The following is a 24,344-nucleotide window of genomic DNA, read 5'->3' as shown; positions in this document are numbered from 1 at the left end:
GACGCGGGGTTGTCGCCCACAATGATCACCGCCAGGCCGGGCTGGATGCCGCGCGCCTGCAGCGCTGCGACGCGCTCCCGACACTCCTCGCGCACCTGGCGTGCGACCGCGTGTCCATCGATTATCTTCGCGACCATCTTTGTCTCATCTCCGTGTGTGGCGCCCCGTGCGGCACTTGGCGAAGCGCATGGTAGGGCGAAGCAGAAACGGACAAGCGGCCGCGGACGACTAGCGCATACCTGAATGCGACCATTCGACAAACGCGGATTTGCCCAACGCCGAGCGACCTATATGCACCATGTCGCCGCCGTGCAAAGGGGCGTCGCCCCCGTGGCGGGCCCGGCAAGACCCCTTGACGATAATTGGCATTGCCGGCAGCGGGCGGCCCGATCGTGGCCGTGCGCGCTCCCGCATTCCCTATCCTCAGGAGATATCATGGACGACCAAGTAGCGGCAGCGCCGCGCTCCCGACGCGCCGGCGGGCGCGAAGCCAAACGTGCTGCACGCTCCGGGCGCGCGGTCGCATCGGTCCCGTACATCACGCGCAAGATTCCCTACTTCGAAGTACTGGACGAGGAAGGTCTCGCGACGATCGAGCGTAACGCCGACATCATCCTCGAGGAAATCGGCATCGAGTTCCGCGACGACCCCGAAGCGCTCGAAATCTGGAAGGCCGCCGGCGCCGAGGTCACGGGCGAGCGCGTGCGGATGCCTCGCGGCATGTGCCGGCAGCTCATCCAGGCCAACGCCCCGCGCGAATTCATCCAGCACGCGCGCAATCCCGAGCGCAACGTCGTCATCGGCGGCAAGAATACCGTCTTCGTACCGGCCTACGGCTCGCCATTCATCCGCAACCTCGACGACGGACGCCGTTACGCGACCATCGAGGACTTCCGCAACTTCGTAAAGCTCGCCTATCTCGCGCCCTCGCTGCACCACTCGGGCGGCACGATCTGCGAGCCGGTCGACCTGCCGGTCAACAAGCGCCACTTCGATATGGTCTATAGCCATGTGAAGTACAGCGACAAGCCCTTCATGGGCTCGGTCACGGCGCCCGAGCGCGCCGAAGACACGATCGAGATCGTCAAGCGCCTCTTCGGCGACGATTTCACTGACGCGGCAACCGGCAAGCCGAAGACCGCGCTGATCAGCCTCATCAACGCCAACTCGCCGATGACCTTCGACGCCACGATGCTGGGCGCCGCCAAGGTCTACGCACGCGCCAACCAGGCCTGCATCGTCACGCCCTTCATCCTGTCGGGCGCGATGTCGCCCGTCACGGTCGCCGGCACCGCCGCGCAGACGCTCGCCGAATCGATGGCGGGGATGGCTTTCATTCAGCTCGTGAATCCGGGCGCACCGGTCGTGCTCGGCAGCTTCGCCTCGTCGATCTCAATGCAATCGGGCGCGCCGACCTTCGGCACCCCAGAACCCGCGCTGGTGCTCTACGTGATGGCCGCGCTCGCGCGCCGGCTCGGCGTGCCCTTCCGCTCGGGCGGCGGTCTGTGCGGCTCCAAGATCGCCGACGCGCAAGCCGCGTTCGAAGCCGCCAACACCCTGCTGCCGACCAGCCTCGCCGGCGTCAACTTCGTGCTGCACACGGCCGGCTGGCTCGAAGGCGGCCTGTCGATGGGCTACGAGAAGTTCATCATGGACGTCGATCAGGCGGGCATGATGCACACGCTGCTCGCCGGCGTGGACATGTCCGAAAACGGCCAGGCGATGGATGCCATCCGCGAGGTCGGCCCCGGCAAGCACTTCCTCGGCTGCGCCCACACCCAGGCGAACTTCGAGACCGCGTTCTACCGCTCGCCGATCGCCGACAACAACAGCTTCGAGCAGTGGGACATCGAAGGCCGCCAGGACCTCGCACAGCGCGCCAACACCCGCTGGAAGAAGCTGCTGGCCGAGTACGAAGCACCGCCGCTCGACCCGGCAATCGACGAGTCGATCTGCGACTACATCAACCGCCGCAAGGCATCGTTCCCCGACTCCAATATCTGACGGAGCCATCGGCTCCCCGCTCCGCCTGACGGAGTGGGGAGCACTGCGCAGGGCCAAGCTCAGACATTTCAGGCCTTCTTCACGAACTCTGACTTCAACTGCATGGCGCCGATGCCATCGATCTTGCAATCGATGTCGTGGTCGCCTTCGATCAGGCGGATGTTCTTGACCTTGGTGCCCACCTTGACGACCGATGACGAGCCTTTGATCTTGAGATCCTTGATCACCGTCACGCTATCGCCATTGTTCAGGATGTTGCCATTGGCATCCTTCCAGACCCGTTCGGTGACCACGTCAGCGGCGGCGTCCTTGCTCCATTCGTGGGCGCATTCCGGGCAGATGTAGAGGGCGCCGTCTTCATAGGTGAACTCGGAATTGCATTGCGGACAGTTGGGCAATTTGCTCATGAAACGATATTTCCCATTGATACGGTTAAAAAAGCAGAAGGCTAATCCGCGATGCCCAGCAAGTCCATGATACCGACGATGATCGACAGCGGATGAGCCGGACAACCCGGCACATACAGCGAGGGTTTGAAGTTATCGAGAAAGCGACGTTCGATTTCGTTGCATTCGGCAAAGACCCCGCCAGAAATGGCGCACGCCCCAACGGCAATGACAATTTTCGGATCGGGAATGGCCTCCCAGCACCTCTGCAGGGCCATTACCATATTGCGAGTTATCGGCCCCGAAAGGAGCAATCCGTCAGCATGACGCGGCGACGCAACCATATCGATGCCGTAGCGCCCGAAGTCGAAATTGACGTTACTCATCGCGTTGATTTCCATCTCGCATCCATTGCAGCCGCCGGCCGAGACAGAACGCAGTTTCATCGAACGGCCGTAACGTCTGTGCAAGGCGCCGGAAACCTGAATCGGGTCGATATTGGGATGCTCTGCGCTGACGGTCAGGCCATCACGCTCGGTGCTGGCCAAACGAAAATCATTGCTGAAGCTGATCTTCCCAGCCGGGCAAGCGGGCTCACAGTCGCCGCAGAGCACACAGCGCCCCAGATCGATTCGCATCGGCGCCAACGCAATCGCAGCGCTCGGGCAGACCGCCTGGCAGGCCGAACAATCGAGAGCACAGGCTTGCGCGTCAATGACCGGCTTGGCGCGAAAGCCAGCCGGAGTGGCTTCCCGCAACACCGGGATGTATTGGGTGCCCTGCGACTTTCGGACGTAGAGGGATTTCATCATGTTCGGCCCTTACAAATCGTTGCCGCAGTAGGACAGATCGAAACTCTTGTTGCAGATAGGAAAATCGGAGATTTCGTTGTCCCGTAATGCCATCGCCACGCCGAACCAGTTCGACAAGGAGGGGTCCTGCACCTTGTAGTGCACGATCCTCCCTGCCTGCGAAGTCTCGATCGCTTGCACGACAGCGCCGCGAGGCCCCTCGACGACTGAGATGGCAAGCGCATCCGGCTTGAGTGGCGAGTTGGCCGCCAAGCCGATTTCCTTCGTAGGGGCCGCGGTCGGCTTTTCTTCCTGGAGTACCTTCAGCAACCAGGCGACGGAAGTATCCACTTCCTCCATCCGCTGTTTCATCCTGCCCCAGCAGTCACCTGTTTCCTGTACTGTGCTGGCAATCGGGAAACGTTGATAAGGCTGGTTCGGCAAATCTACCCGGGCGTCAACGGCCCGCCCGCTCGCCCGAGCGGCAACGCCGATCAGCCCCAACTCGTCAGCCGCTTGCCGGGTCACCACGCCAGTTCCCTTCAACCGCGCCTTGACGCTCTGGCTGCTCAACATGAGCTGGTTGATCTCGTCAAAATCCCGAAGAAATGCCGCCAGGGTCTGAATCAGATCGACACGCAAGGTGTCAGTGAATGGCTTGGACTTGCCAAGGCGAATCCAGCCGCGACCAAAGCGGTTGCCGGAAACGCGCTGCACGGCATTGATGATCGCGGTCCGCAAGCGGCCGTACGTACCGCCGCCCTGAAGGAAGGCGATATCTGTCGCCATGCCGCTCAGGGTCGCAGCATGGATGGCGATTCGTTCGAGTTCAAGGCCAATGGCACGGCGCATGTCGCATTCGGGCGTGACCTCATACCCTGCCAAGGCTTCGATTGCGGCACAGAAGCCCCAGCTGTAGGCCACAGCGGAGTCCCCGCAAATCGATTCGATCACCGGTGCCAACAGCATCGGGTTTCGGCGTAACAAGAGCTGCTCGACTCCGCGATGCTGGTAACCGAGCTGGATTTCCAGGTGATGCACCTGTTCGCCCAGGCACATGAAGCGGAAGTGGCCGGGCTCGATCACTCCAGCGTGAATGGGGCCAACGCCGACCTCATGGATTTCCTGACCTCGCACGGAAAAGAACGGGTATTCGGCCATCTGCCCCTGGCGCTTGCCCTCGAAGCGAACCGGCTTCAACCAAGGGTGTCCCTCAGGAGTCAGTCCGGTCTGTTCCCAAAGTTCCCGTTCAAAAATGTGGGCCGCCGGAAAATCCGGCGTCAACGCCGAATACTGCTTGTCGCGGTCGGTCAGGCAATGGAGGGCCTGCAATTCTCCGCTCTCATCCTGGAAAATCGCCGTCACCACCACACCCGGCATCCGGTTGCTTTCTTCCTGCCGGCCAAATAAAGTTACCAGACGATCCCCTGCACCGAGCCGCTGACGGCAGGCCTGGACAAATTGATCCAGGTCTTTCCGTCTTGACTGCTCCAATGGCCAGACCTTGGTTGCACGCGAATTCATCAGATGCCTCCGATCGAACGCGCAACAGCACGCAGCAGGTTGGTAATCAGCTCGGGGGTATAAGTGCCCAGCATGCTGAGCACGCCGACGAAACCGACTTTTGGCACAATCGCCACCATCGATTCACGCACTCGTGCAATTTCCTGCTTCGGCTCGCCCCACAGCATTGGAAACACGGTGCGTCCCGTCGCCACGAAAATCACCGTCAGCATCACGCACATGAGGGTGAAGGCCATCAGATTGCCAGCCTGAACGATGCCGGAAAGGATGAGCATTTCAGCCAGGAAACTGGCGAACGGTGGAAAGCCGAGAAGTGCGAAGATTCCCCCGGTAAACAGCAGACCGGCGAAAGGCAGCACGCGAATCACACCGCTGAGCGCTGCCACTTCGTTAGTGCCGTAAACCGATCGCATCCGCCCTGCGGTAACAAAGAGCAGGGATTTCACGAAGGCGTTACTGACGGTGTACAGCACGACGCCGTATGCCGCCGCTTTGCCCACGGATATTCCCAAAGCGATCACGCCGGAGGAACTGATGCAGGCATAGGCGATCAGCCGCTTGTAATTGCGGGCCGCCATGATCTGAACGGCCGCAATGACGAGCGAGATGTAGCCCATAACCAGCAATTCCTGCCCCGCGAAACTCACGTCGAATCCCTGGAAGATCTGCAAGATGCGGAACATCAAGACGATGCTGATATTGAACTGAACCGCTGCAAGCAGCGCACTGGTACTGGTCGGCGCCGCTTCGTATGTTTCCGGTAGCCAACTGTAAAGCGGAGCCAGGCCCAACTTGCCACCCAAGCCCAACAGCATGAGTGCGAGGCCAAGGCGCTGCCAGCCATCTTTGGCCATGGTCAAGGCAGTACCCAATTCGTCAATCCGGAAGCTGATTTCCACGCCTCGCAGTGCGGCCGATTGCGTCAGGCACATGAAGCCGAGAAAAGTCAGCGCCAAGGACATCGACGAGTAGAGCATGTAGCGCCATGCCGTCTGCTTGGGAGCACCGTAGTCGCCGCAGACCATCATCAGCGCCGCGCAGGCAGTGGTGATCTCGATCAGCGCCCACATCAGGATCAGGTCGTTGGCCATGATTCCGAGATTCGTGGCGAGCATGAACAGGATGGTCAGCGAGGCGCGCGTGCGAATGTCGCGGGTCAGTTCGGGCGAGCCGCGCTCCCGCGACAGCATGTAGACACTGATCCCCAGGAAGACGGTATTGACGACCAGAACGAACAACATCGAAGTCGGATCGAGAACCCAATAGTGGTTGCCGAAATACTTGGGCAAGCTCGCCAGGTCGTTGGTCAGGAATACGCCAACACTGCCCAGCCACACCAAAAAGGCCAACCCGACCAGCGCCGGCGCGATCAAGTGACCGTGATCGCTGGTCGTCTCGTCCGACGACTTCGATTCGGGGAATTCCGCAACACGAGTCAGGCTCATTGGAGTTCTCCCTTGGTCTCTCTGGACGGCAACGTGATGCAATGCCCCCGCACCAGCCAGCTACCGACCATCGCCGTCAGAACGTAGACCGCGCTCACGGCAAGATGCACCGGTATGGGCCAGGACTCCGGCATCAGCGACTCGAACAGCGCCAGCGCGTTCTCCATGAAAAGCACCGCCACCAGCTGAGCGGCTGGATTGTGATTGGTCGCCAGAATCAGGAAAGCAATCGTCGCCGTCGCTGCCACGACGCCTAAGGTCAGCGCCCGATGATCCGCCTGCGCCCCGTCTCCGAACTTGAAGGCCAAGATGATCAGGGGAATCGCCGCGCCCCAGGCGAATAGATTGGATGGCATCACGCTCATCCGTGCTTGCGGAGTCTTGCGAATGGCCCGTGAAAGAAGGTAGGGGACCAGCGCGACGCGGATCACCAGAATTTCGGCAACCGACATCATTGCGTGCAGCGACCAGATCTCTTCGCCCAGCGCCGTAATCCAGACGAGGGTCAGAGCCTGGATCGACAACCAAACCGGGGTGGCGGAGAGCCGGCTAAAGAAGACCGGGATGACGGTCGCCACCAAGCAAAGAATCAGCGGCAAAGTCATGCGACTCTCCCACCCAAACCAACCAGCAGCATGCTGCCCAGTCCGGTCAATCCCGCCAACCACAGATAGCGCGGCACCCAGCGCATCGGCAGACGGGCAGTCAGGGATTCGATGCAGCCCACCACCATTGCCACCAACAGCATCGTTGCAGCGGACGCCATCAACGCCAGACCTGGCGACTGCCAGGGGTCGAACGGGTTGAGCAAGGCGGCGATCAAGCCCGCGTAGAAGGTCATCTTGAGCGCGGCGGCATATTGCATCGCGGCCAGTTCGGGGCCGCTGTGATCGAGGATCATGACCTCGTGAATCATCGTCAATTCAAGGTGCGTCATGGGATCATCGACCGGCACGCGTGCCGCTTCGGCCTGCAAGAGAATCAGCAGCGCGACGACCAGCGGCCCCACGATCAGTCCGTACGACGGGGCATTGTGCAATTGGCCGATCAAGCCGGAAAAACTGGTCATCCCGGTAGCGGCCGCAGCCGTACCGATCAGGATGAACAACGCTGGCTCGGTAAAGGTGGAGAATGCCGCTTCACGCGCTGTACCCATGCCCTCGAAGGGGCTGCCGACATCCATCGCGGACACCATCAGGGCAATACGCGCCAGGCCCAACGTATAGGCCACCACGACGAAATCATGAGAGAAACTGAAGGGCGCATACTGGCCAAGCAAGGGCACCATGCTGGCGGCAAGCAGCGCGCAGCACAAAACGATGTAGGCCCCGGCCCGAAACAGCGGCGAAGCCGTCTGGCTGACCACGGTTTTCTTACCCAGCAAGCGCTGCAAATCAAAAGCCGACTGGAACAAACCCGGCCCTTGCCTCCCCACCCACCACGACTTCACCCGATTGATCACACCGATCAGCAGGATAGGCATGGCGAGGACGAGCAACCAGTGGGCGATCGTCAGAAAAACGGTCATGGCAAGACTCCTTCGGCCAGCAACACGAGCGCAGCGATGATCACGATGGCGGCAAGGCCGGCCGAAAAGGCAAAGCGCGGGTCATCCTCCTGCATCTTTCGTGAAACTTCGGTTGCCGTTTCATCGCCATGGTTGATGACGGAGTAAAGGCGGCGCTCAACCGCATCCACGCAATCGGTGATGACGTAGCTGTCGGTCGGGAAATAGCCGGCTGGCGCCTTGCGCCGCTTGATCAGCACCATGACTTGGCGGAAATGGGCCGCGAAATCGGTCGAGAAACTGGCTCCGGTATATTGCATCCGGGGACTGGGTGCGCTGTAGCCGCAGCCCCACGTGACATGGGGGCGCGGGCGGCTCCCCGGTCGCAGGCGCCACGCCAGAATGGCCAAGAGCGCCAAGAATAGACCACCGGAAATCAGCGCAACACGCCGCAAAACCTCACTCGTCCCGACGAGCGCGACGCCTGCTTCGGGCAGAGACAGCACATGCGCCATCATGGTTGTGGGTCCGGCCACCACCATCAGTCCCCACACCGGGAAGACTCCGAGCACGACGGTGCCCAGGGTGTGGATGACGAGAGGAACGAGCATCCACTTGCCCGCCTCATGGGCCGGCGGCAAGCTTTCATCGCGGGAGGCACCGAGAAAAATGACCCCGTAGGCCCGGGTGATGCTCAACGCCGAAACAGCACCGACAAAAGCCAGGGCTGCTGCCACCAGGCCAAGCGCCAACTTGCTCCAAACGCTTGCTGCAGCGTTGCTGAACAGCCCGGAATAGATAAGAAATTCGCTGGCAAAGCCATTAAAGGGTGGCAATGCGGAAATTGCCACTCCGCCGACCAGAAAACAGATGGCTGTCACCGGCATGGCCTTGAACAGGCCGCCGAGCCGCTCCAGATCGACCACATGCTTGATCTGATAGACGCAGCCTGCAGCGTAGAACAACTGGCATTTGAAGAATGCGTGGTTGAGGACATGAAGCAAGCCGCCGCCGAATCCCAGCGCAACCAGTGTCGGCACATCCCAAGTCAGGCCGAGGCAACCGATGCCGAAGCCAATACCCGCAATCCCGACGTTTTCGGTGGAGGAATACCCCAGTAGCCGCTTGAGATCCCGCTGGCCCACCGTATACAAGCCGCCGACCAGGGCAGAGGTAATCGAGAAGATGATCAGGAACCAGCCCATCCATTCGTCCGGCCTGCCGGAAAGCCACAGGAAGCGCACCAGCGCATATAGCCCCGCCTTATGAATGACTCCCGACATCAGGGCGGACACATGGGCCGGCGCCGCCGCATGGGCCCGCGGCAGCCAGGAATGGAATGGGAAAAACGCCGATTTCAAGCCGAAACTGGTCACCAGCAGCAAGAACACCGTATTGCGCAAGGCGCCTGGGTTATGCCTCATCCAGATTCCGAAATCATCGAGGAACCAGGAGTGCGTATGGGTATACAGAATCATCACCGCCGCCACCAGGAAGATCAGGCCGATGTGCGTAGAGACGAGATAGTTGAAGCCAGCGAAACGGATACGCTCACTCTGGTAGTCCCAGATTACGAGCAACCACGCTGCCAGGGCCGCGATTTCCCAGCCAAACAGGAAGGTCACCGTATGTTCGCCGGTGTAGACCAGCAGAAAGGAGACCGAAATCATGTTCAGCAGCGCGAAATGCACGCCGAGGTGGCGCGAAGTCAGGAAATACTTACCCATGTAGCCGATCGCATAGACAGCCCCCAGAAAGGTCATCGGCAGCGACCAACTCAGGAAGAAGGCCCCGAGCGCGTCGAGCTGGAAATGCAGATCGCCGACGGGGTAGGCCCACGGCATCGCTCCCTCGACATCGGGAGCGCCAAACAACACTGGAATAACCACGGACAAGGCCACAATATTGGCCAAAGCCTGAGAGGCAAGTCCAAAGCCAGCGCGTAATCGATTGGAAACGGGTAATAGGGCCAGCCCTGCGCCCCCCATCAGAATCAGTACGGCTAAAATCAGTTCACTCATTGCGCCGCCTTTCCTTGAGCGACTTCGATCATGTCGATCTCCAAGTCAAAGATGCGACCCGGCCCATAGCAGGGGTCAGGCACCTCGTCGTCACCGAAATTGGCCGAGTAATCCATAAGCAGCTGGGGTTTCTTTTGCTGCCCAGGCAAGACAATCCGGCGCAAGTTGTCCGGATGGGTCTTATCGATGGCCAGGATCAGATCGAAATCTTGGAGAGACTGCCGTTCATAGGCACGCAAGGCAGAAGCACGAAGGGTTCGCGGATCGGCCGGCTCATCCAAGTGATGGCCGTGCGTACCAGCCGAATCATGGCGACTGCTTAATTCGGGCGATAAAAAACAGGCATGCAGCCTCGGGAACCCGGTAAGCGAGTCACGATACATTCGAGAACCCGGAATGGGTGCTCGACGCGACTGCGTATCCTGGCCACGATACGATTGAACAGCGCCTCGATGCGGGCTTGCGGAACGCCTGCGGGACGGGGGATCGCCACCGCGTCTCAATAAAGTGAGACGTGCGGTGCGATGTTCCATGCCCAGAACCCCCCCATGTTAATTAGATGCAAATTGGCATCTAAAAGCAGGCAGATGTAATTGTAGCATGATACACCGACGATCAGCACATTTTTCTGACTAGATAATGTCTATAGCATTGTCTGAAGATACTTATTTATGACGGTGGCGATGTTAATTGCTTGGCAACGAAACGAACGCTGAGTCGTGGGATGAACCGTCTCAATATCCTCATACGCTATCTTTTCAATCCGATGACCAGTGTCGATTATTACGAACGGTTCCATTTCGAAAAATATGCGCTTTACCGCACCATGCGCTTGCGGGGGAATTAAATACTCGGCGCGCGCTGGATGAGCAATTCGGAACCGGAAGCAGAGCAAGATCGTCGTCGCTCAAAACCGGGTCAAACCTCGCTTTCCAAAACAGATAGGACCCACCCACTTAATTGTCGTCGATCGGGCTGCATATCCTAATGGCATGTAACGAGCGCGTATGCCGCGGACTGCGGGCGACCACCTGCTCGCAACCCCCATGCGCGAAACCGCCCGAACGAGCAAAAAAAAAAATGGGAACGGGCCGAGGCCCGTTCCCATTTTCGCGGAAGACTTTCGTCGACCGCTCAAACGGTCTTAGAAGTAATAGCCAATGCTCGCGTTGAACCGGGTTCCAGTGGTGTTGCCGGAGCCGCCCGCAGCCAGCGCATCGCCGAAGACCGGCGACAGATACGGCTGATTCTTGGCGCGCGCCACGTCGAGCATGATCCACCATGCGCCCGAGCCGAATTCGACGCCGGTGACGTTTTGCCAGCTGCGGTCATATCCCGACGCCGACTTCCGCAACTGGCTCCAGTCGTTATAGACGCGGAAGCTGCTGAACGGTCCGATCGAGCCCGGAATCTTGTAGCTGAGGCTGACGATATCGATATTGCCCTTGGCCGCCATGCGGTTGGTAAAGCCGTAGGAGCCGATGATGACGCAATCGTTGTCGCAGGCGCTCCACCAGTTGCCATCGACCGAACCGTTGCCGGAGAACTTGTTGCGGTAGTTGATGGTTTCGAGCTTGACGCCGAAGTTGCCGAACTCGCCAGTGTAATGAACGGCCTGGGCATTGCGCCGTCCGCCTGAGAGTGACGAATCCGTCGCCGCCAGCTCGCCGCTCAACGCGGAAACCCCGATCTCCTGCTTGCCGCCACCCATCTCGAAGGCGTAAGCGAGACGACCGACGAAGGTGTTGCGCTCCTCACGCCCGTACTGCTTCATCAGGTGGTTGCTGTAGCGCAGCGAATCCCGGCCGTCGAGTACCGACATGTTGTCGGCATCGCCGAGGAAATGGCCGCCGTCGGAGGGGAAGAAGGCCAGCGTCGTGCTCAGGCCGCCATCCGTGCGCAGGTATTTGAATCCGGCCGCATAGGTATCTTCAAAGCCGGCGTAGTAGGCCATCGACTCGAAGAAATTGTGCGACGCGTATTTCAAGGGTCCGAACGGCACGATGTCCTGGCCGGCGTGGATTTCGCTCTTGTCCGCGAAGCGGAATCCGGCCCAGAGATACTCGTTCATCAGCAGACTGGTGCCTTCGCTGGCGCCCGTCTGGCGAGTCGAGTAGTGGTAATAGCGCTCCCGTCCCGACGAGAGGAACTGGCCGTCGTCGTAGGTGTAACCAAGGCGGATCGTGTCGAACTCGAGGGTGCCCTTGCGGTCCGGATTCCAGCTCAGGTGTTCGAAGCGGATTCTGGCCGCGCCGTCGAATTTCAGGGGCGAGTCGGCAACCTGTGCCAGGGCCCCGGAGGCCGACAAGGCGAGGCAGATCCCCGCTGCGATGGGACGTAAGGCGGTTTTGTAGCTCATGGCTCCTCCATGACAGGGCCGCCTGCCGGCGGCCCCCTTTTCTGATGGTTATGTGTGTTTGCCGTTTTTCAGGCGAAAAACGTCCCCGCGCGTGTCGTCACGCGTGTGTCGTACCGCGAGGGGGTTTTGTGGTGGGCTGGGTGAACGCCGGGCTTGGCGTCACTCTCCCCGGCCGCGACCGGCCGAGGCGAAACGTGTCGTGCCCGTCGCCGGCTTAGCGCGCGGCGGTGCTGCTGATCGCCATGGCCTCATGCAGCCACTGGTCGACCATCTGCGGATGCGACTGGATGTAGGCGGTCGCTTCCTTGTCGAACGAGGTGTCCTTGGCCTTCAGCATGATGGCCTCAAGGTCAGCCAGGGGGATCTTGAAGTTCTTGATGAAGGCGGCAGCCTTCGGGAAGTCCTTCGCGAAACCCTTGCGCCCAACGGCATGGATGGCCTCGTCGCCGCCGAGGGTCTTCTTCGGGTCTTCGAGGTAGCGCAGCTTGTACTGGGCGAACATCCAGTGCGGGTTCCAGGTGGTCGCCACAATCCACTCGTTACGCTTGGTCGCGCGATCCACTGCGGAGACCATGGCGGCGTCCGAGGCGGTCACCAGCTGATAGCCGTCGAGAGCGTACTCCTTGACCGTGGCACCGGAGGCCCGCATCAGGCCGGAGCCGGCGTCGATGCCCTGGATGCGCTTATTGAACTTCTCCGCGATGCCGGGCTTCTTCAGATCCTCGATCGTCTTGACCTCGCTCACCGGCACGTAATCCGGCACGACCCAGCCCAGACGAGCCTGGTCGTAGAGGACGCCGAGATCTTCGACCTGGTCCGAGACCTTGTCCCAGTACGACTTGTGGGTCAACGGCTGCCACGACATCAACATCACGTCGAGATTGCCCTTGGCCACGCCGTTGTACTGGAGACCGATGTCGGTCATCACCAGCTCGACCTTGTAGCCCAGCTTCTGCTCGAGCAGCTGCTTGGCGATGTTGGTCACGGCCTCGGCGTCGGACCATGCCGTCCAGCCGACGCGAATCGTCTTGCCCTCCGCGTGCGCGGCCAGCGGTGCAGCCGCAACGGCGGTGATCGCCAGTGCAGCAGCTACCTTGCGAAAGGCCTGCTTGACTGTTGTAAACATTGACTCTCCTCCTTCTTCAGCGCTTGGCGTGGGTATCGTTTGTGCCGCGTCTTGCCGAAACTGCCCTCCCCCTGCGGCATTGCGAGGCGGGCGACAATCGTGAAGAGTGGGTTGGCGGTCTTGTTCTCAGTGGCCGCGATGACCGCGCTCGCCGTTCCGACGAGCGCGTGATGTAAGCAAGTTTAAGGAGCCGACAAAGCGCCTATTTATCCAAAGCGACCTCAATCGGCCTACTTGCGGCGGGGTTTCTCAGCGGACTGCACGAAGTCCGGAACGGCACCCCGCGACGGGGGAAGCGGCCCCGCCCGCCGGACGGGGTGAAGAGGACAAATTTGTCGTCAGCGCTCAAGCGCTCACGATCGTAGCGCCCTCGGCGCCTGCACCTTCGCGACGACGGCGACCTCCTTCGCGACGACCCCGCGCGCCATCGGAGCCCGGCGCCGGCTGCTCGCGGAAGCGACGGATCCAGCGCGCGCAATCGGGGTCGTGGCCCATCATCACGTCGGCCGCCATGCATGCCTTGACGATTTCCGTATGCAGCGGATTGGTGATGGCCGAGGTCATGCCGGAGGCGATCGCCATGGTCAGGAAGGCCGCGTTGATGCCCTCGCGCTGCGGCAGGCCGAAGCTCACGTTGGACGCGCCGCAGGTGGTGTTCACCTTGAGCTCGGTGCGCAGGCGGTGCACCAGCTTCATCACCTGGACGCCGGCGAGATTCACTGCGCCGATCGGCATCACGAGCGGGTCGACCACCACGTCGCACGCCGGGATGCCATAGTCGGCCGCGCGCTGGACGATCTTCTTCGCGATGCGGAAGCGCTCGTCCGGATCCTGCGAGATGCCGGTCTCGTCGTTGGAGATCGCGACGACCGCTGCACCGTATTTCTTCACGAGCGGCAGCACGGTCTCCAGCCGGTCTTCCTCGCCAGTGACCGAATTCACCAGCGCCTTGCCCTTGTACACCGCGAGCCCTGCTTCGAGCGCGGTGACCATCGACGAATCGATGCACAGCGGAAGATCGGTGATGCCCTGCACGATCTGCACCACCTTCGCGAGGATCGCCGGCTCGTCGGCGAGCGGGATACCGGCATTGACGTCCAGCATGTGGGCGCCGGCCTCGACCTGCGCGATAACATCGGCCTCGACGCGGCTGAAGTCGCCGGCCGCCATCTCGGCGGCAAGGATCTTGCGACCTGTGGGGTTGATGCGTTCGCCGATGATGGCGAACGGACGTTCGAAGCCGATTGCGAATTCCCTGGTGGCAGAGCTGATGATCGTGTCGGTCATGATGCGTTCCTATGCAGTTGAAGTTTGCGGTCGCGGTCCGGGTACCACGGCGTGCGCCCCGCGAGCACGCCAGAACGTTCGATGATTTCGGGTACCGACTCCTCCTGGCGGTAGGCCATGAGGTGTACGCCGGAGATCCCGTCGATCTCGCGGATCTCCTGGATCAGGTCGACGCACAGGCGGCGTCCTTCCTGGGCCTGGTTTTCGGCGCCCGCCATGCGCTTGATGACGCTGTCGGGGATATGGATGCCGGGGACGTTGCTGCGCATCCATTCGGCCGCCTTGGCCGAGCGCAGCGGGCCAACGCCGACGAGGATGAAGATCTTGTCGAGCAGCCCCAGATCGCGCGCCCGGTTCATGAAGACCCTGAGCCGGGGCACGTCGTAGCAGTACTGGGTCTGGATAAACTGGGCACCGGCGGCGATCTTCTTCGCCAGGCGATGGGGCCGCCATTCGTAGGGCTGCACGAAGGGGTTTTCAGCCGCGCCGAGGAACACCCGCGGCGCGAAGGCGAGCTTGCGTCCGCTCTGGAACTGATGCTCGTCGCGCATCTTGCGGCCGATCTCGAGCAGGCTCATGCAATCGAGATCGAACACGGGCTTCGCCTGCGGGTGGTCGCCGGACTGCACGCCGTCGCCGGAGAGGCACATGACGTTGCACACGCCCATCGCCGCGCCGCCGAGGATGTCGCCCTGGATCGCGATGCGGTTCTTGTCGCGGCAGGAAATCTGCATCACCGGTGCATAGCCGATACGCGTGAGCAGCGCACACACCGCGACGCTCGACATATGGCAGTTGGCGCCGCTGCCGTCGGTCGCGTTGATCGCATCGACATAACCGTCGAACACGCGCGCGCGGCGATAGACCTCCTCGGGATCGGCCGAATCGGGCGGTTCGAGCTCCGTCGTCACCGCGAAGGAGCCCGCACGCAGCACTCGCTCCAGGCGGCCCGGCGAAGTGTGCCCGGGGAGGATCGGCAGCGGATAGCCGGGTACCGGTTCGTCTTCGAAGATCATGCCTGCACCTCTGCCTTGCGCGCGGCGGCGCTCTCCCGCGCCACCTTGAGCCACGACGAACGCCCTTCGAGGCGGCGATCGACCGGTTTTTGCACCACGTGGATCTGCTGCCCGGTGATGCGCATGCGCTGGCTGCCGGCAAAGCCCTCCACCCACACGCACTTCATCTCGGGCCTGACCTCGCAGTGGCCGTTGGCGCGCACGCCCCCGCAGGGGCCGTTACGCAGGTTCTTCGGGCAGTTCATCGAGCACGACATGCCGGTCGAGCTCAAGGCGCACTGCCCGCACATCTTGCAGTCGAAGAGGAAGCCCTTGACCGTGCGCTCGAAGGCCGCGACCGGCTTCTCCATCCGCTGATAGCCGATTCGCGACCACAGCGGATCGAGCGCGACGAAGGCCTTCTCGAACAGCGTGTAAAAGGTTTCCAGCCCGCGTGCGTGACGCACGGACCAGCGCCGAACCGAGTACATGTCAGGCAGCCGCGCGCTGGGCGCGACGGTCGGCGATCAGGCTCTTGGCCGTCTCGACCGCGACTGCGGCATCGCGGCAATAGCCGTCCGCCCCCACCGCCTCGCCGAAAGCCTCGTTGAGCGGCGCGCCGCCGACCAGCACGATGTACTTGTCGCGGATGCCCTGCTCCTTCATCGTGTCGATGACGACCTTCATGTAGGGCATCGTCGTCGTGAGCAGTGCGGACAGCCCCAGGACGTCGGGCTTGTGCTTCTCCAGCGCCTCGAGGTAGGTCTCGACCGGGATATTGATGCCGATGTCGATGACCTCGAAGCCCGCGCCTTCCATCATCATCGCGACCAGGTTCTTGCCGATGTCGTGGATGTCGCCCTTCACGGTGCCGATGACGATCTTGCCGATCGGCTCGGCGCCGGTCTCGGCGAGCAGCGGCCGCAAAATCTCCATACCGCCCTTCATCGCGGAGGCGGCGAGCAGCACCTCGGGCACGAAGAGGATGCCGTCGCGGAAGTCGACGCCGACGATGCGCATGCCTTCGACCAGCACCTCATTGAGGATGCGGTCGGCGCCCCACCCGCGGGAGAGGAAAATGTTCGTCGCCTCCTCGACCTCGTCCCTCAAGCCGTTGTAGAGATCGTCGTGTACCTGAGCGACAAGCTCGTCATCGTCCAGGCTATTGAGGTCCAGGTCGTCTTCGAAATCGTCTGCCATTTTCGTTCCCTTATCGCGGTGGGGTTTTTGGGACAGTTGCCGTGCGGCGGCGACTGATCTGGGGCGAATGTTAGGCATCCCCCTTTCCGCGGGCAGACAGAAGCGCGACCCAGGCATGCCCAGCCGCGACGTGCCGGCCGCATGCGAAAACGCTTCATCGAAGGGAAGTCGCGACGACAGAAGCCCTCGTCGCATCCGGGACAATCGCAGGCGGGTGCTCTCCATAAACTCGGCGCGGCACGGTTCGAGAACGACTCGACCGGCTATCCACAATCCGGGGGAGCACTCCAGACATGAACATCAAATACGACCCGCAGCGGCAATACATCCTCACCGCGTCCTGCCCGAGCCGTACCGGCACGGTGGCCAAGCTATCCAGCTACCTCGCCGAGAATCACTGCTACATCATGGATATGCAGCAGTTCGACGACGTCCTGACCGACCGCTTCTTCATCCGCGCCACCTTCCAGGCCGACGCGGACGCGACGCCCGAGCTGGCGCAATTGCGCGAAGGCTTCCTGCCCATCGCGCGCGAAGAGAAGATGGAATGGGCCATCCACGAGGCGACGCGCAAGCCGCGCGTGCTGCTGATGGTCTCGAAATTCGACCATTGCCTCGATGACCTGCTGTACCGGACGCGCACCGGCGAACTGAAGATGGAGATCACCGCGATCGTCTCCAACCACCCGGATCTCGAGGGACTGGCGCGGTGGCACGACATCCCCTACATCCACCTGCCGGTCACGAAAGAGACGCGCGCCGAGCAGGAAGCCCGGCTGCTGGAGATCGTCGACGAGACGCAGAGCGAACTCGTCGTGCTCGCGCGCTACATGCAGATCCTGTCAGACGATCTCTGCCGGAAACTGCGCGGCCGCGCGATCAACATCCACCACTCCTTCCTGCCCGGCTTCAAGGGCGCGAAACCCTACCACCAGGCGCATGAGCGGGGCGTCAAGCTCACCGGGGCGACGGCGCACTACGTCACGGCGGATCTGGACGAAGGCCCGATCATCGAGCAGATCGTCGAACGCGTGGATCACACCTTCACGCCGGAAATGCTCGCCGCCACCGGACGCGACTCGGAATGCAAGGCACTCGCCAACGCGGTGCGCTTCCATGTCGAGCACCGCGTGTTTCTGAACGGCGACAAGACGGTCGTGTTCAAGTAAGAAGAGAGGGCGCCGGCGGAGCAGCCGGCGCCCGGCATCGACTGTTAGTGCTGCAGCGCCAGCAGCGGACCGGATGAGGATGCGAGCGCCGGTTTGCTGCGCGTCTGTACCCGCTCGGCGCTCGGCGGATAGCCGAAGAGACCGCGATAGCACTTCGAGAAGTGCGGCGGCGACTGGAAGCCGCAGGCGATCGTGATGTCCAGGATCGACATCGAGGTCTGCAGCAGCAGTTCGCGCGCGCGGCGCAGCCGCAGGTCCAGGTAATACTTCGTCGGCACGCAGTTGAGGTAGCGCTTGAAGAGGCGCTCGATCTGCCGGCGCGAGATGCCGATCTCGTCGGCCAGTTCGTCGAGCGACAGCGGCTCCTCGATGTTCGACTCCATCAACGAGGCGACCTTGAGCAGGTTCTCGTGGCAGGAGCCGACCTGCGACTGCAGCGGAACGCGCTGACGATCGTTGTCGTCGCGGATGCGTTCGACGATGAACTGCTCGGAGATCGCCGAGGCGATGTCATGCCCGAGATGCTCGCGGATGAGGTGCAGCATCAGATCGAGCGGCGCGACGCCGCCGGAGCAGGTATAGCGGTCGTACCCGATCGAGAAGAGCTTTTCGGTGAAGTTGATGCCGGGAAACTCTTCGAGGAGTCCCGCCATGTTCTCCCAGTGGATGGCCACGCGATGCTTTTCGAGCACGCCGGCCTTGGCAAGCGCGTAGCTGCCGGTGCACAGGGAGCCGATCGGAATGTGGCGCTGCGCGAAGCGGCGCAGGGCGTGCAACAGCGGCGGCGTGACCGCCTCCTTGACCTTGATGCCGCCGCACACGAAAACGATGTTGACCGGCCCCATGTCGTCGAGCGCGACCGTCGGTCCCATCGACATGCCGTTGCTGGCCACTGCTGGCTGGCCGTCGAGCGTGACGATCACCCATTGATATACCTCGCGCCGGCTCAGGTGGTTCGCCATGCGCAGAGGCTCGATGGCGCTCGAGAGCGCGATCATCGAATAGTTGTCGAGCGTCACGAACGCGAAGCGATAAGTGGGCGCTACCTTCGTTGATTCCAGCATCGAATTGTCTCCTTCCAGCCATTTTTGACCGACCGTGAGGGATGCAATCCGGTGCGAACTGCCGCCGGCGCTCCCCCCGAAATTTTTTTATTTAATGGACGCATGGTATCCCCACAGGTGGGCCACCCTGTTCCAATTGCGACATACTTCGTTCGATATACGTCAAATATAGACGGGATTCGTGTCCATGCGCGTCTCGCGTGCCCGATCGCGACTCATCGAAACGCGACGGGTTGTCTGCAAGCGACCTACTCACGCGTTGCCCGTCTCCTGAGCGAGATTCCGTAGCAGGATCGTCTGGGTCACCGCGCCGACGTAACGGCGCTCACCATTGACGATAGGAAGCGGATAGGGATTCTTGACGATGTGGCGAATCAGCTCGTTGATGCGCATATCGCCCGATATCGGCTGGATGTCGTCGAGCAGCGCATCCTCAAGCGACATCGTTCCCTCTTCCAGGCAACGGCGCATCGAATCGATCGACACTGCGCCCAGCACGCGGCGCTCGGTATCGACAACAAAGCAGTAGTTGCGCCGCATCTGCCGCAGCCGGCCGATGGCAGACTCGAAGCCCGCAGCGACGTCGGACGGCGCCTCGATGACCAGCACCTCGTCCTGCAAGGCGATGTCCTTCGCGGTGAGATATCGCTTCACGTCCACGCCCTTGAAGAAAGCGCGCACGTAGTCGTCGGCGGGGTTGCGGAGGATCTCTTCGGGTGTGCCGATCTGCACGATGCGCCCGCCTTCCATGATGGCGATGCGGTTGCCGATGCGGAAGGCTTCGTCGAGATCGTGCGAGACGAAGATGACGGTGCGCTTGTGCTCCTTCTGCAGCGTGAGCAGCAGCTCCTGCATTTCGGTGCGCTTCAAGGGGTCGAGCGCCGAAAAGGCCTCGTCCATCAGCATCAGCGACGGGTTCACCGCCAGCGCCCGTGCGAGGCCGACGCGCTGCTGCATGCCACCGGACAACTCCGCAGGGCGCTTGTGCGCGAAAGCCTTGAGGCCGACTGCATCGAGCACCTCCAGCGCACGCAGCTCCCGCTCCTTGCGTCCGACACCGGCGACGTCGAGCCCGAAGGCCGCGTTGTCGAGCACGGTGAGATGCGGCAACAGCGCGAAGGACTGGAAGACCATCGCCATGTCGCGCCGGCGCAATTCGATCAGTTGCGCCTTGTTCATGGTCGCCACGTCGACGCCATCGACGAGGATCTGGCCCGCGGTCGGATCGATAAGGCGGTTCAACAGACGGATCAGCGTCGACTTCCCCGAGCCGGACAGACCCATGATGACGAAGATCTCGCCCTCATTGACTGCGAAATTCACATCGCGCACCCCGACGACCATCCCGGTCTGCTCGAAGATCTCGTCCTTGTGCTGGCCCTTGCGGAGCATCTCCATCGCGACCTCGGGTCTTCGTCCGAAGATTTTGTGAAGGCCCTTGGCAACGATCTTTTGCTTCATTTGGATACCCTCCTCCGTGTTCCCCAGCGGACGGAACGCTCCCCATCATGCAACGCTGGCACGCTACAAACGAGGCCGCGTTGACGCGACGCAAACGACCGCACCGACGCTTCCGATCCCCTTGCCGGGCGCAGCAGCAGCCGTCACGTGAGCTAACCGATTGCCTCGCTCCGAAAAGGCGCGAGGGGCGCCGCCGCAAGGAATTCCTCGCAGCGGCGCCCCTCGGCGCAAGCCTGAAAACGCTGTCGTCAGGCCTTCTTCTGGCGATGCACGCCGAAGCTCTCGGTGATCCGGTCGAGGATGATCGCGAGCAGCACGACCGCCAAGCCGGACTCGAAACCGAGCCCGATGTCGAGACGCGCGATGCTGGTCAGCACATCGTTGCCGAGACCGCCGGCACCGACCATCGACGCAATGATGACCATCGACAGCGCCATCATGATGGTCTGATTGATGCCGGCCATGATGGACGGTAGCGCGCCGGGAATCTGCACCTTAAACAGCAACTGGCGCGCCGTGCAGCCGAAGGTGATGCCCGCTTCGACCTGTTCGCTGTTGACCTGGCGGATGCCGAGGTTCGTCAGGCGCACGACCGGCGGCATCGCGAAGATCACCGTCGCCAGCACCCCCGGCACCTTGCCTAGACCGAAGAGCATCGCCGCCGGGATCAGATACACGAAGGCCGGCATCGTCTGCATGAAGTCCAGGCTCGGACGCACGAAGGATGCCGCGAGGTTGCTCTTCGCGGTCCAGATGCCGAGCGGGACCCCGACCAGCAGGCTGATCAGGGTCGCCGCGATCACCAGCGCCAGCGTCGCCATCGTCGCGTCCCAGAAGCCGGTTCCGATGATCACCACCGCGGCGGCGGCGCTGAACAGCCCGAAGCGCCATCCGACACGCCAGAACGCCACAACCACCAGTAGCAGCGCGAGCGCCCAGTTGGGAACGGCCAGCAGTCCCTTCTCGATGAGTTCGGTCAGGCTCCCGACGACCGAGCCGACCGCACCGAAGGCGCCGTGGTCGTTCTCGAGCAGGAAATTGATCGATTTATCGGCCCACTCGCCGATCGGCAGAAAGTCACGCATTGGCCGTCTCCTCCTGGACCATGTTCCGCAGCAGGATCGTCTGGGTCACGGCGCCGAGGTAGCGGCGCTCGCCATCGATGATCGGGAGCGGGTAGGGATTCTTCACGATATGGCCGATCAGCTCGTTGATGCGGGTGTCGCCCGAAATCGGCTGGATATCGTCGAGCAGCGCCTGCTCGAGCGTCATCCTTCCCTCTTCCAGGCAACGGTGCATCGAATCGATCGACACGGTGCCGAGCACGCGGCCTTCCTTGTCGACGACGAAGCTGTAGTTGCGCCGCATCTGCCGCAGCCGGCCGATCGCCGACTCGAAGCCGGCACCGATGTCGGACGGCGCCTCCATGACGAGGACCTCATCCAGGAGCGCGACATCCTTGGCGGTGAGGTAACGCTTGACGTCCACGCCCTTGAAGAAGGCGCGCACGTAGTCGTCGGCGGGATTGCGCAGGATGTCGTCGGGCGTGCCGATCTGCACGACGCGTCCGCCTTCCATGATGGCGATGCGGTTGCCGATGCGGAACGCTTCGTCGAGATCATGCGAGACGAAGATGATGGTGCGTTTGTGCTCCTTCTGCAGGGTCAGCAGCAGTTCCTGCATTTCGGTGCGCTTGAGCGGATCCAGCGCCGAGAAGGCTTCATCCATCAGCATCAGCGACGGGTTCACGGCCAGCGCCCGCGCGAGGCCCACGCGCTGCTGCATGCCGCCCGAGAGCTCCGACGGGCGCTTGTGCGCGAAAGCCTTGAGACCGACTTCGTCGAGCACCTCCATTGCGCGCATCTCGCGTTCCTTGCGCCCGACACCGGCGATCTCGAGCCCGAAGGCCGTGTTGTCGAGCACCGTGAGATGGGGCAATAGCGCGAAGGACTGGAACACCATCGCCATGTCGCGCCGGCGCAATGCGACCAGTTGCGCCTTGCTCATGGTCGCGACGTCGACGCCGTCGACGAGGATCTGCCCCGCGGTCGGTTCGACGAGTCGGTTCAACAGACGGATCAGCGTCGATTTACCCGAACCGGACAGGCCCATGATGACGAAGATCTCGCCTTCATTGACTGCGAAATTGGCATCCTGCACCCCGACGACCATGCCGGTCTGCTTGAAGATGTCGTCCTTGTGTTGGCCCTTGCGGAGCATCTCCATCGCGACTTCGGGTGTTCGTCCGAAGATCTTGTAGAGGCCCTTGGCCACGATCTTTGCTTTCATATGCCTAACCTCTCCCCTCTTCCACATCAGGCGGAACGCCTATCATCGCGCACCGCCGGTACGCCGGGCGAGTCCGCGTCGGCCCGGCGCAATCCGCCGCGCCGACGCGTCTCGTCCTAGCCTCCTGTCCGGCCGCTCGATGAAGAGCGGCCTCGATGCTCACGAGCCCAGCCGTTGGGCCAGCTCGGGGAGCGCTTCGTGGAGGTCGGCTACGAGTCCGTAGTCGGCGACGTTGAAGATGGGTGCTTCGGGGTCCTTGTTGATCGCGACGATCACCTTGGAGTCCTTCATGCCGGCGAGATGCTGGATGGCACCCGAGATGCCGACGGCGATGTAGATGTCCGGCGCGACGACCTTGCCGGTCTGGCCGACCTGGTAGTCGTTCGGCGCGAAGCCCGAATCGACCGCGGCACGCGAGGCGCCGACCGCGGCGCCGAGCTTGTCGGCCACCTTGTCGAGCAGGCCGAAGCCGTCGGCCGAGCCGACACCACGCCCACCGGAGACGACGACGCGCGCCGAGGTGAGTTCGGGACGGGCGCTCTGGGTGAGGTCCTGCGACACGAAGCTCGACACGCCGGCATCGGCTGCGCCGCCGACCAACTGCACCGATGCGCTGCCGCCGGTCGCGGCGGCCGGGGCGAACTTGGTCGTACGCACCGTGATCACCTTGATCGGATCGCGCGACTGCACCGTCGCCAGCGCATTGCCGGCGTAGATCGGACGCTCGAAGGTCGAGGCGTCGAAGACCGCGCTGATCTCGGAGATCTGCATCACGTCGAGGCGCGCCGCGACGCGCGGCATGACCGCCTTGGCGACGCTGCAGGCCGGCGCGAGCAGGTGGCTGTAGCCGCCCGCCTTGACCGTCGAGGCGATCACCGGCGCGAGGTTTTCCGCGAGCTGGTGGGTGAGCGCGGGATCGTCGGCGACCAGCACCTTGGACACGCCGGCGACTTTCGCCGCTGCTTCGCCCGCGGCGCCGCAGCCGGAGCCGGCGACCAGCAGATGGATCTCGCCTCCGATCTGCGCTGCCGCCGTGACGGCATTCAGCGTCGCGGACTTGAGCTGGGTGTTGTCGTGTTCTGCAAGTACGAGGATGCTCATTTACGCGGCCTCCACCAGATCTTTCAACTTGGCCGCGAGTTCGGCGGCCGAAGACAGTTTCACGCCCGCATGGCGCTTGGGCGGCTCGACCACCTTCAGCGTGGCCAGGCGCGGCGACAGATCGACGCCGAGCGACTCCGCCGTCACGACGTCGAGCGGCTTCTTCTTCGCCTTCATGATCGCCGGCAGACCCGGGTAGCGCGGCTGGTTGAGGCGCAGATCGACGGTCAGGACGGCCGGCAGGCGCACCTTCGCGCGCTCCAGGCCGCCATCCACCTCGCGGGTGATGGCGGCGCCGGCCGCTTCGAGCTCCAGCCCGGACACGAAGGTGCCCTGCGCCCAGTCGAGGAGCGAGGCGAGCATCTGCCCGGTCTGGTTGCAGTCGTCGTCGATCGCCTGCTTGCCGAGGATGACGAGGCCCGGCTGCTCCTTCTCGACGATCGCCTTCAGGAGCTTCGCCACCGCGAGCGGCTGCAGCTCGGCGTCAGTGAGCACGTGGATGCCGCGGTCGGCGCCCATCGCGAGCGCGGTGCGGATCGTCTCCTGGCACTGGGCCGGGCCCATCGAGACGGCGACGATCTCCTTGGCCTTGCCCTGCTCCTTCATGCGGACCGC

Annotated in this window: 23 protein-coding genes; 2 read left to right on the top strand and 21 right to left on the bottom strand. The window is 62.4% G+C overall.

Annotated elements, in window-relative coordinates:
* Positions 1 to 137 (bottom strand): tetrahydrofolate dehydrogenase/cyclohydrolase catalytic domain-containing protein (locus VJ673_RS05250; protein WP_324124991.1); only part of this gene is annotated, 137 nt, incomplete at its 3' end.
* A gap of 298 nt (positions 138 to 435) precedes the next feature.
* Here VJ673_RS05250 and VJ673_RS05245 point away from each other — a divergent pair.
* Positions 436 to 2,004 carry a trimethylamine methyltransferase family protein gene (locus tag VJ673_RS05245; protein WP_324124990.1) on the top strand — a complete coding sequence of 523 codons (1,569 nt, stop codon included), beginning with the start codon at positions 436 to 438 and terminating at the stop codon, positions 2,002 to 2,004.
* A 68-nt stretch (positions 2,005 to 2,072) separates the two neighbouring features.
* Here VJ673_RS05245 and VJ673_RS05240 read toward each other — a convergent pair whose 3' ends face one another.
* From VJ673_RS05240 to VJ673_RS05175, 14 genes are all read right to left on the bottom strand, one after another.
* Positions 2,073 to 2,411 carry a zinc ribbon domain-containing protein YjdM gene (locus tag VJ673_RS05240; RefSeq protein WP_324124989.1) on the bottom strand — a complete coding sequence of 113 codons (339 nt, stop codon included), beginning with the start codon at positions 2,409 to 2,411 and terminating at the stop codon, positions 2,073 to 2,075.
* 41 nt (positions 2,412 to 2,452) lie between these two features.
* On the bottom strand, positions 2,453 to 3,202 hold the full coding sequence (locus VJ673_RS05235) for an NADH-quinone oxidoreductase subunit B family protein (protein ID WP_324124988.1): 750 nt from the start codon (positions 3,200 to 3,202) through the stop codon (positions 2,453 to 2,455).
* A 9-nt stretch (positions 3,203 to 3,211) separates the two neighbouring features.
* Positions 3,212 to 4,705 carry an NADH-quinone oxidoreductase subunit D-related protein gene (locus tag VJ673_RS05230; protein WP_324124987.1) on the bottom strand — a complete coding sequence of 498 codons (1,494 nt, stop codon included), beginning with the start codon at positions 4,703 to 4,705 and terminating at the stop codon, positions 3,212 to 3,214.
* Positions 4,705 to 6,150 (bottom strand): complex I subunit 5 family protein, encoded by a 1,446-nt coding sequence (locus VJ673_RS05225; protein ID WP_324124986.1) that lies wholly within the window; start codon positions 6,148 to 6,150, stop codon positions 4,705 to 4,707. The genes VJ673_RS05230 and VJ673_RS05225 overlap by 1 nt, the downstream gene beginning before the upstream one ends.
* Positions 6,147 to 6,755 carry a hypothetical protein gene (locus VJ673_RS05220; RefSeq protein ID WP_324124985.1) on the bottom strand — a complete coding sequence of 203 codons (609 nt, stop codon included), beginning with the start codon at positions 6,753 to 6,755 and terminating at the stop codon, positions 6,147 to 6,149. Before VJ673_RS05220 ends, VJ673_RS05225 begins: the two co-directional genes overlap by 4 nt.
* Positions 6,752 to 7,678, bottom strand: a complete 927-nt coding sequence (locus tag VJ673_RS05215; RefSeq protein ID WP_324124984.1) for a respiratory chain complex I subunit 1 family protein — start codon at positions 7,676 to 7,678, stop codon at positions 6,752 to 6,754. The genes VJ673_RS05220 and VJ673_RS05215 overlap by 4 nt, the downstream gene beginning before the upstream one ends.
* Complete coding sequence (locus tag VJ673_RS05210; protein WP_324124983.1) at positions 7,675 to 9,678, bottom strand: proton-conducting transporter transmembrane domain-containing protein; 2,004 nt, start codon at positions 9,676 to 9,678, stop codon at positions 7,675 to 7,677. Before VJ673_RS05210 ends, VJ673_RS05215 begins: the two co-directional genes overlap by 4 nt.
* Positions 9,675 to 10,061 (bottom strand): arsenate reductase/protein-tyrosine-phosphatase family protein, encoded by a 387-nt coding sequence (locus VJ673_RS05205; RefSeq protein WP_324124982.1) that lies wholly within the window; start codon positions 10,059 to 10,061, stop codon positions 9,675 to 9,677. The genes VJ673_RS05210 and VJ673_RS05205 overlap by 4 nt, the downstream gene beginning before the upstream one ends.
* Before the next feature lie 761 nt (positions 10,062 to 10,822).
* Entirely contained in the window at positions 10,823 to 12,037 is a 1,215-nt protein-coding gene (locus VJ673_RS05200) for a hypothetical protein (RefSeq protein WP_324124981.1), read from the bottom strand.
* A 214-nt stretch (positions 12,038 to 12,251) separates the two neighbouring features.
* A complete protein-coding gene (locus tag VJ673_RS05195) occupies positions 12,252 to 13,163 on the bottom strand; it encodes a glycine betaine ABC transporter substrate-binding protein (protein ID WP_324124980.1) in 912 nt (303 codons plus the stop codon).
* Positions 13,164 to 13,508: 345 nt separating this feature from the next.
* Positions 13,509 to 14,450, bottom strand: a complete 942-nt coding sequence (locus VJ673_RS05190) for a dihydropteroate synthase (protein WP_324124979.1) — start codon at positions 14,448 to 14,450, stop codon at positions 13,509 to 13,511.
* Positions 14,447 to 15,466: a methylenetetrahydrofolate reductase gene (locus VJ673_RS05185; RefSeq protein ID WP_324124978.1), complete on the bottom strand. Its 1,020-nt coding sequence runs from the start codon at positions 15,464 to 15,466 to the stop codon at positions 14,447 to 14,449. Before VJ673_RS05185 ends, VJ673_RS05190 begins: the two co-directional genes overlap by 4 nt.
* Positions 15,463 to 15,936, bottom strand: coding sequence for a methylenetetrahydrofolate reductase C-terminal domain-containing protein (locus tag VJ673_RS05180; RefSeq protein ID WP_324124977.1), 474 nt, complete (start codon positions 15,934 to 15,936; stop codon positions 15,463 to 15,465). Before VJ673_RS05180 ends, VJ673_RS05185 begins: the two co-directional genes overlap by 4 nt.
* A gap of 1 nt (position 15,937) precedes the next feature.
* Complete coding sequence (locus VJ673_RS05175) at positions 15,938 to 16,645, bottom strand: corrinoid protein (protein WP_324124976.1); 708 nt, start codon at positions 16,643 to 16,645, stop codon at positions 15,938 to 15,940.
* A 293-nt stretch (positions 16,646 to 16,938) separates the two neighbouring features.
* Between VJ673_RS05175 and purU the strand changes: the two genes are divergently transcribed.
* The gene (gene purU / locus VJ673_RS05170) at positions 16,939 to 17,814 is read left to right on the top strand and encodes a formyltetrahydrofolate deformylase (RefSeq protein WP_324124975.1); all 876 of its coding nucleotides are present in this window, start codon (positions 16,939 to 16,941) and stop codon (positions 17,812 to 17,814) included.
* 44 nt (positions 17,815 to 17,858) lie between these two features.
* On the opposite strand, the gene VJ673_RS05165 is transcribed toward purU, so the two are convergent.
* The 6 genes from VJ673_RS05165 to VJ673_RS05140 form a co-directional block, all read right to left on the bottom strand.
* Positions 17,859 to 18,878, bottom strand: a complete 1,020-nt coding sequence (locus VJ673_RS05165; protein WP_324124974.1) for a GlxA family transcriptional regulator — start codon at positions 18,876 to 18,878, stop codon at positions 17,859 to 17,861.
* Between the two features lie 252 nt (positions 18,879 to 19,130).
* Positions 19,131 to 20,339, bottom strand: coding sequence for a glycine betaine/L-proline ABC transporter ATP-binding protein ProV (gene proV / locus VJ673_RS05160; RefSeq protein ID WP_324124973.1), 1,209 nt, complete (start codon positions 20,337 to 20,339; stop codon positions 19,131 to 19,133).
* Positions 20,340 to 20,587: 248 nt separating this feature from the next.
* On the bottom strand, positions 20,588 to 21,424 hold the full coding sequence (locus VJ673_RS05155; RefSeq protein ID WP_324124972.1) for an ABC transporter permease: 837 nt from the start codon (positions 21,422 to 21,424) through the stop codon (positions 20,588 to 20,590).
* A complete protein-coding gene (proV, locus tag VJ673_RS05150) occupies positions 21,417 to 22,628 on the bottom strand; it encodes a glycine betaine/L-proline ABC transporter ATP-binding protein ProV (RefSeq protein WP_324124971.1) in 1,212 nt (403 codons plus the stop codon). The genes VJ673_RS05155 and proV (VJ673_RS05150) overlap by 8 nt, the downstream gene beginning before the upstream one ends.
* Positions 22,629 to 22,787: 159 nt before the next feature.
* Positions 22,788 to 23,729 carry an electron transfer flavoprotein subunit alpha/FixB family protein gene (locus VJ673_RS05145; protein ID WP_324124970.1) on the bottom strand — a complete coding sequence of 314 codons (942 nt, stop codon included), beginning with the start codon at positions 23,727 to 23,729 and terminating at the stop codon, positions 22,788 to 22,790.
* Positions 23,730 to 24,344, bottom strand: a 615-nt coding sequence (locus VJ673_RS05140; protein ID WP_324124969.1) for an electron transfer flavoprotein subunit beta/FixA family protein, incomplete at its 5' end; no start/stop codon positions are given.

Source organism: Aromatoleum sp. (genome assembly GCF_035254505.1).
Classification (GTDB): Bacteria; Pseudomonadota; Gammaproteobacteria; order Burkholderiales; family Rhodocyclaceae; genus Aromatoleum.
Note: the sequence above shows the minus strand (reverse complement) of the source record. Positions and strands in the feature narration are given on the sequence as shown.

What these genes read in the sequence shown, in the direction of transcription:
- proV (WP_324124973.1), bottom strand. Translation starts at nt 20,339, where the DNA reads ATGAAGCAAAAGATCGTTGCCAAGGGCCTTCACAAAATCTTCGGACGA.
- VJ673_RS05230 (WP_324124987.1), bottom strand. Translation starts at nt 4,705, where the DNA reads ATGAATTCGCGTGCAACCAAGGTCTGGCCATTGGAGCAGTCAAGACGG.
- VJ673_RS05155 (WP_324124972.1), bottom strand. Translation starts at nt 21,424, where the DNA reads ATGCGTGACTTTCTGCCGATCGGCGAGTGGGCCGATAAATCGATCAAT.
- VJ673_RS05200 (WP_324124981.1), bottom strand. Translation starts at nt 12,037, where the DNA reads ATGAGCTACAAAACCGCCTTACGTCCCATCGCAGCGGGGATCTGCCTC.
- purU (WP_324124975.1), top strand. Translation starts at nt 16,939, where the DNA reads ATGAACATCAAATACGACCCGCAGCGGCAATACATCCTCACCGCGTCC.
- VJ673_RS05205 (WP_324124982.1), bottom strand. Translation starts at nt 10,061, where the DNA reads ATGTATCGTGACTCGCTTACCGGGTTCCCGAGGCTGCATGCCTGTTTT.
- VJ673_RS05175 (WP_324124976.1), bottom strand. Translation starts at nt 16,645, where the DNA reads ATGGCAGACGATTTCGAAGACGACCTGGACCTCAATAGCCTGGACGAT.
- VJ673_RS05195 (WP_324124980.1), bottom strand. Translation starts at nt 13,163, where the DNA reads ATGTTTACAACAGTCAAGCAGGCCTTTCGCAAGGTAGCTGCTGCACTG.
- VJ673_RS05210 (WP_324124983.1), bottom strand. Translation starts at nt 9,678, where the DNA reads ATGAGTGAACTGATTTTAGCCGTACTGATTCTGATGGGGGGCGCAGGG.
- VJ673_RS05225 (WP_324124986.1), bottom strand. Translation starts at nt 6,150, where the DNA reads ATGAGCCTGACTCGTGTTGCGGAATTCCCCGAATCGAAGTCGTCGGAC.
- VJ673_RS05235 (WP_324124988.1), bottom strand. Translation starts at nt 3,202, where the DNA reads ATGATGAAATCCCTCTACGTCCGAAAGTCGCAGGGCACCCAATACATC.
- VJ673_RS05145 (WP_324124970.1), bottom strand. Translation starts at nt 23,729, where the DNA reads ATGAGCATCCTCGTACTTGCAGAACACGACAACACCCAGCTCAAGTCC.
- proV (WP_324124971.1), bottom strand. Translation starts at nt 22,628, where the DNA reads ATGAAAGCAAAGATCGTGGCCAAGGGCCTCTACAAGATCTTCGGACGA.
- VJ673_RS05190 (WP_324124979.1), bottom strand. Translation starts at nt 14,450, where the DNA reads ATGACCGACACGATCATCAGCTCTGCCACCAGGGAATTCGCAATCGGC.
- VJ673_RS05165 (WP_324124974.1), bottom strand. Translation starts at nt 18,878, where the DNA reads ATGCTGGAATCAACGAAGGTAGCGCCCACTTATCGCTTCGCGTTCGTG.
- VJ673_RS05185 (WP_324124978.1), bottom strand. Translation starts at nt 15,466, where the DNA reads ATGATCTTCGAAGACGAACCGGTACCCGGCTATCCGCTGCCGATCCTC.
- VJ673_RS05240 (WP_324124989.1), bottom strand. Translation starts at nt 2,411, where the DNA reads ATGAGCAAATTGCCCAACTGTCCGCAATGCAATTCCGAGTTCACCTAT.
- VJ673_RS05220 (WP_324124985.1), bottom strand. Translation starts at nt 6,755, where the DNA reads ATGACTTTGCCGCTGATTCTTTGCTTGGTGGCGACCGTCATCCCGGTC.
- VJ673_RS05215 (WP_324124984.1), bottom strand. Translation starts at nt 7,678, where the DNA reads ATGACCGTTTTTCTGACGATCGCCCACTGGTTGCTCGTCCTCGCCATG.
- VJ673_RS05180 (WP_324124977.1), bottom strand. Translation starts at nt 15,936, where the DNA reads ATGTACTCGGTTCGGCGCTGGTCCGTGCGTCACGCACGCGGGCTGGAA.
- VJ673_RS05245 (WP_324124990.1), top strand. Translation starts at nt 436, where the DNA reads ATGGACGACCAAGTAGCGGCAGCGCCGCGCTCCCGACGCGCCGGCGGG.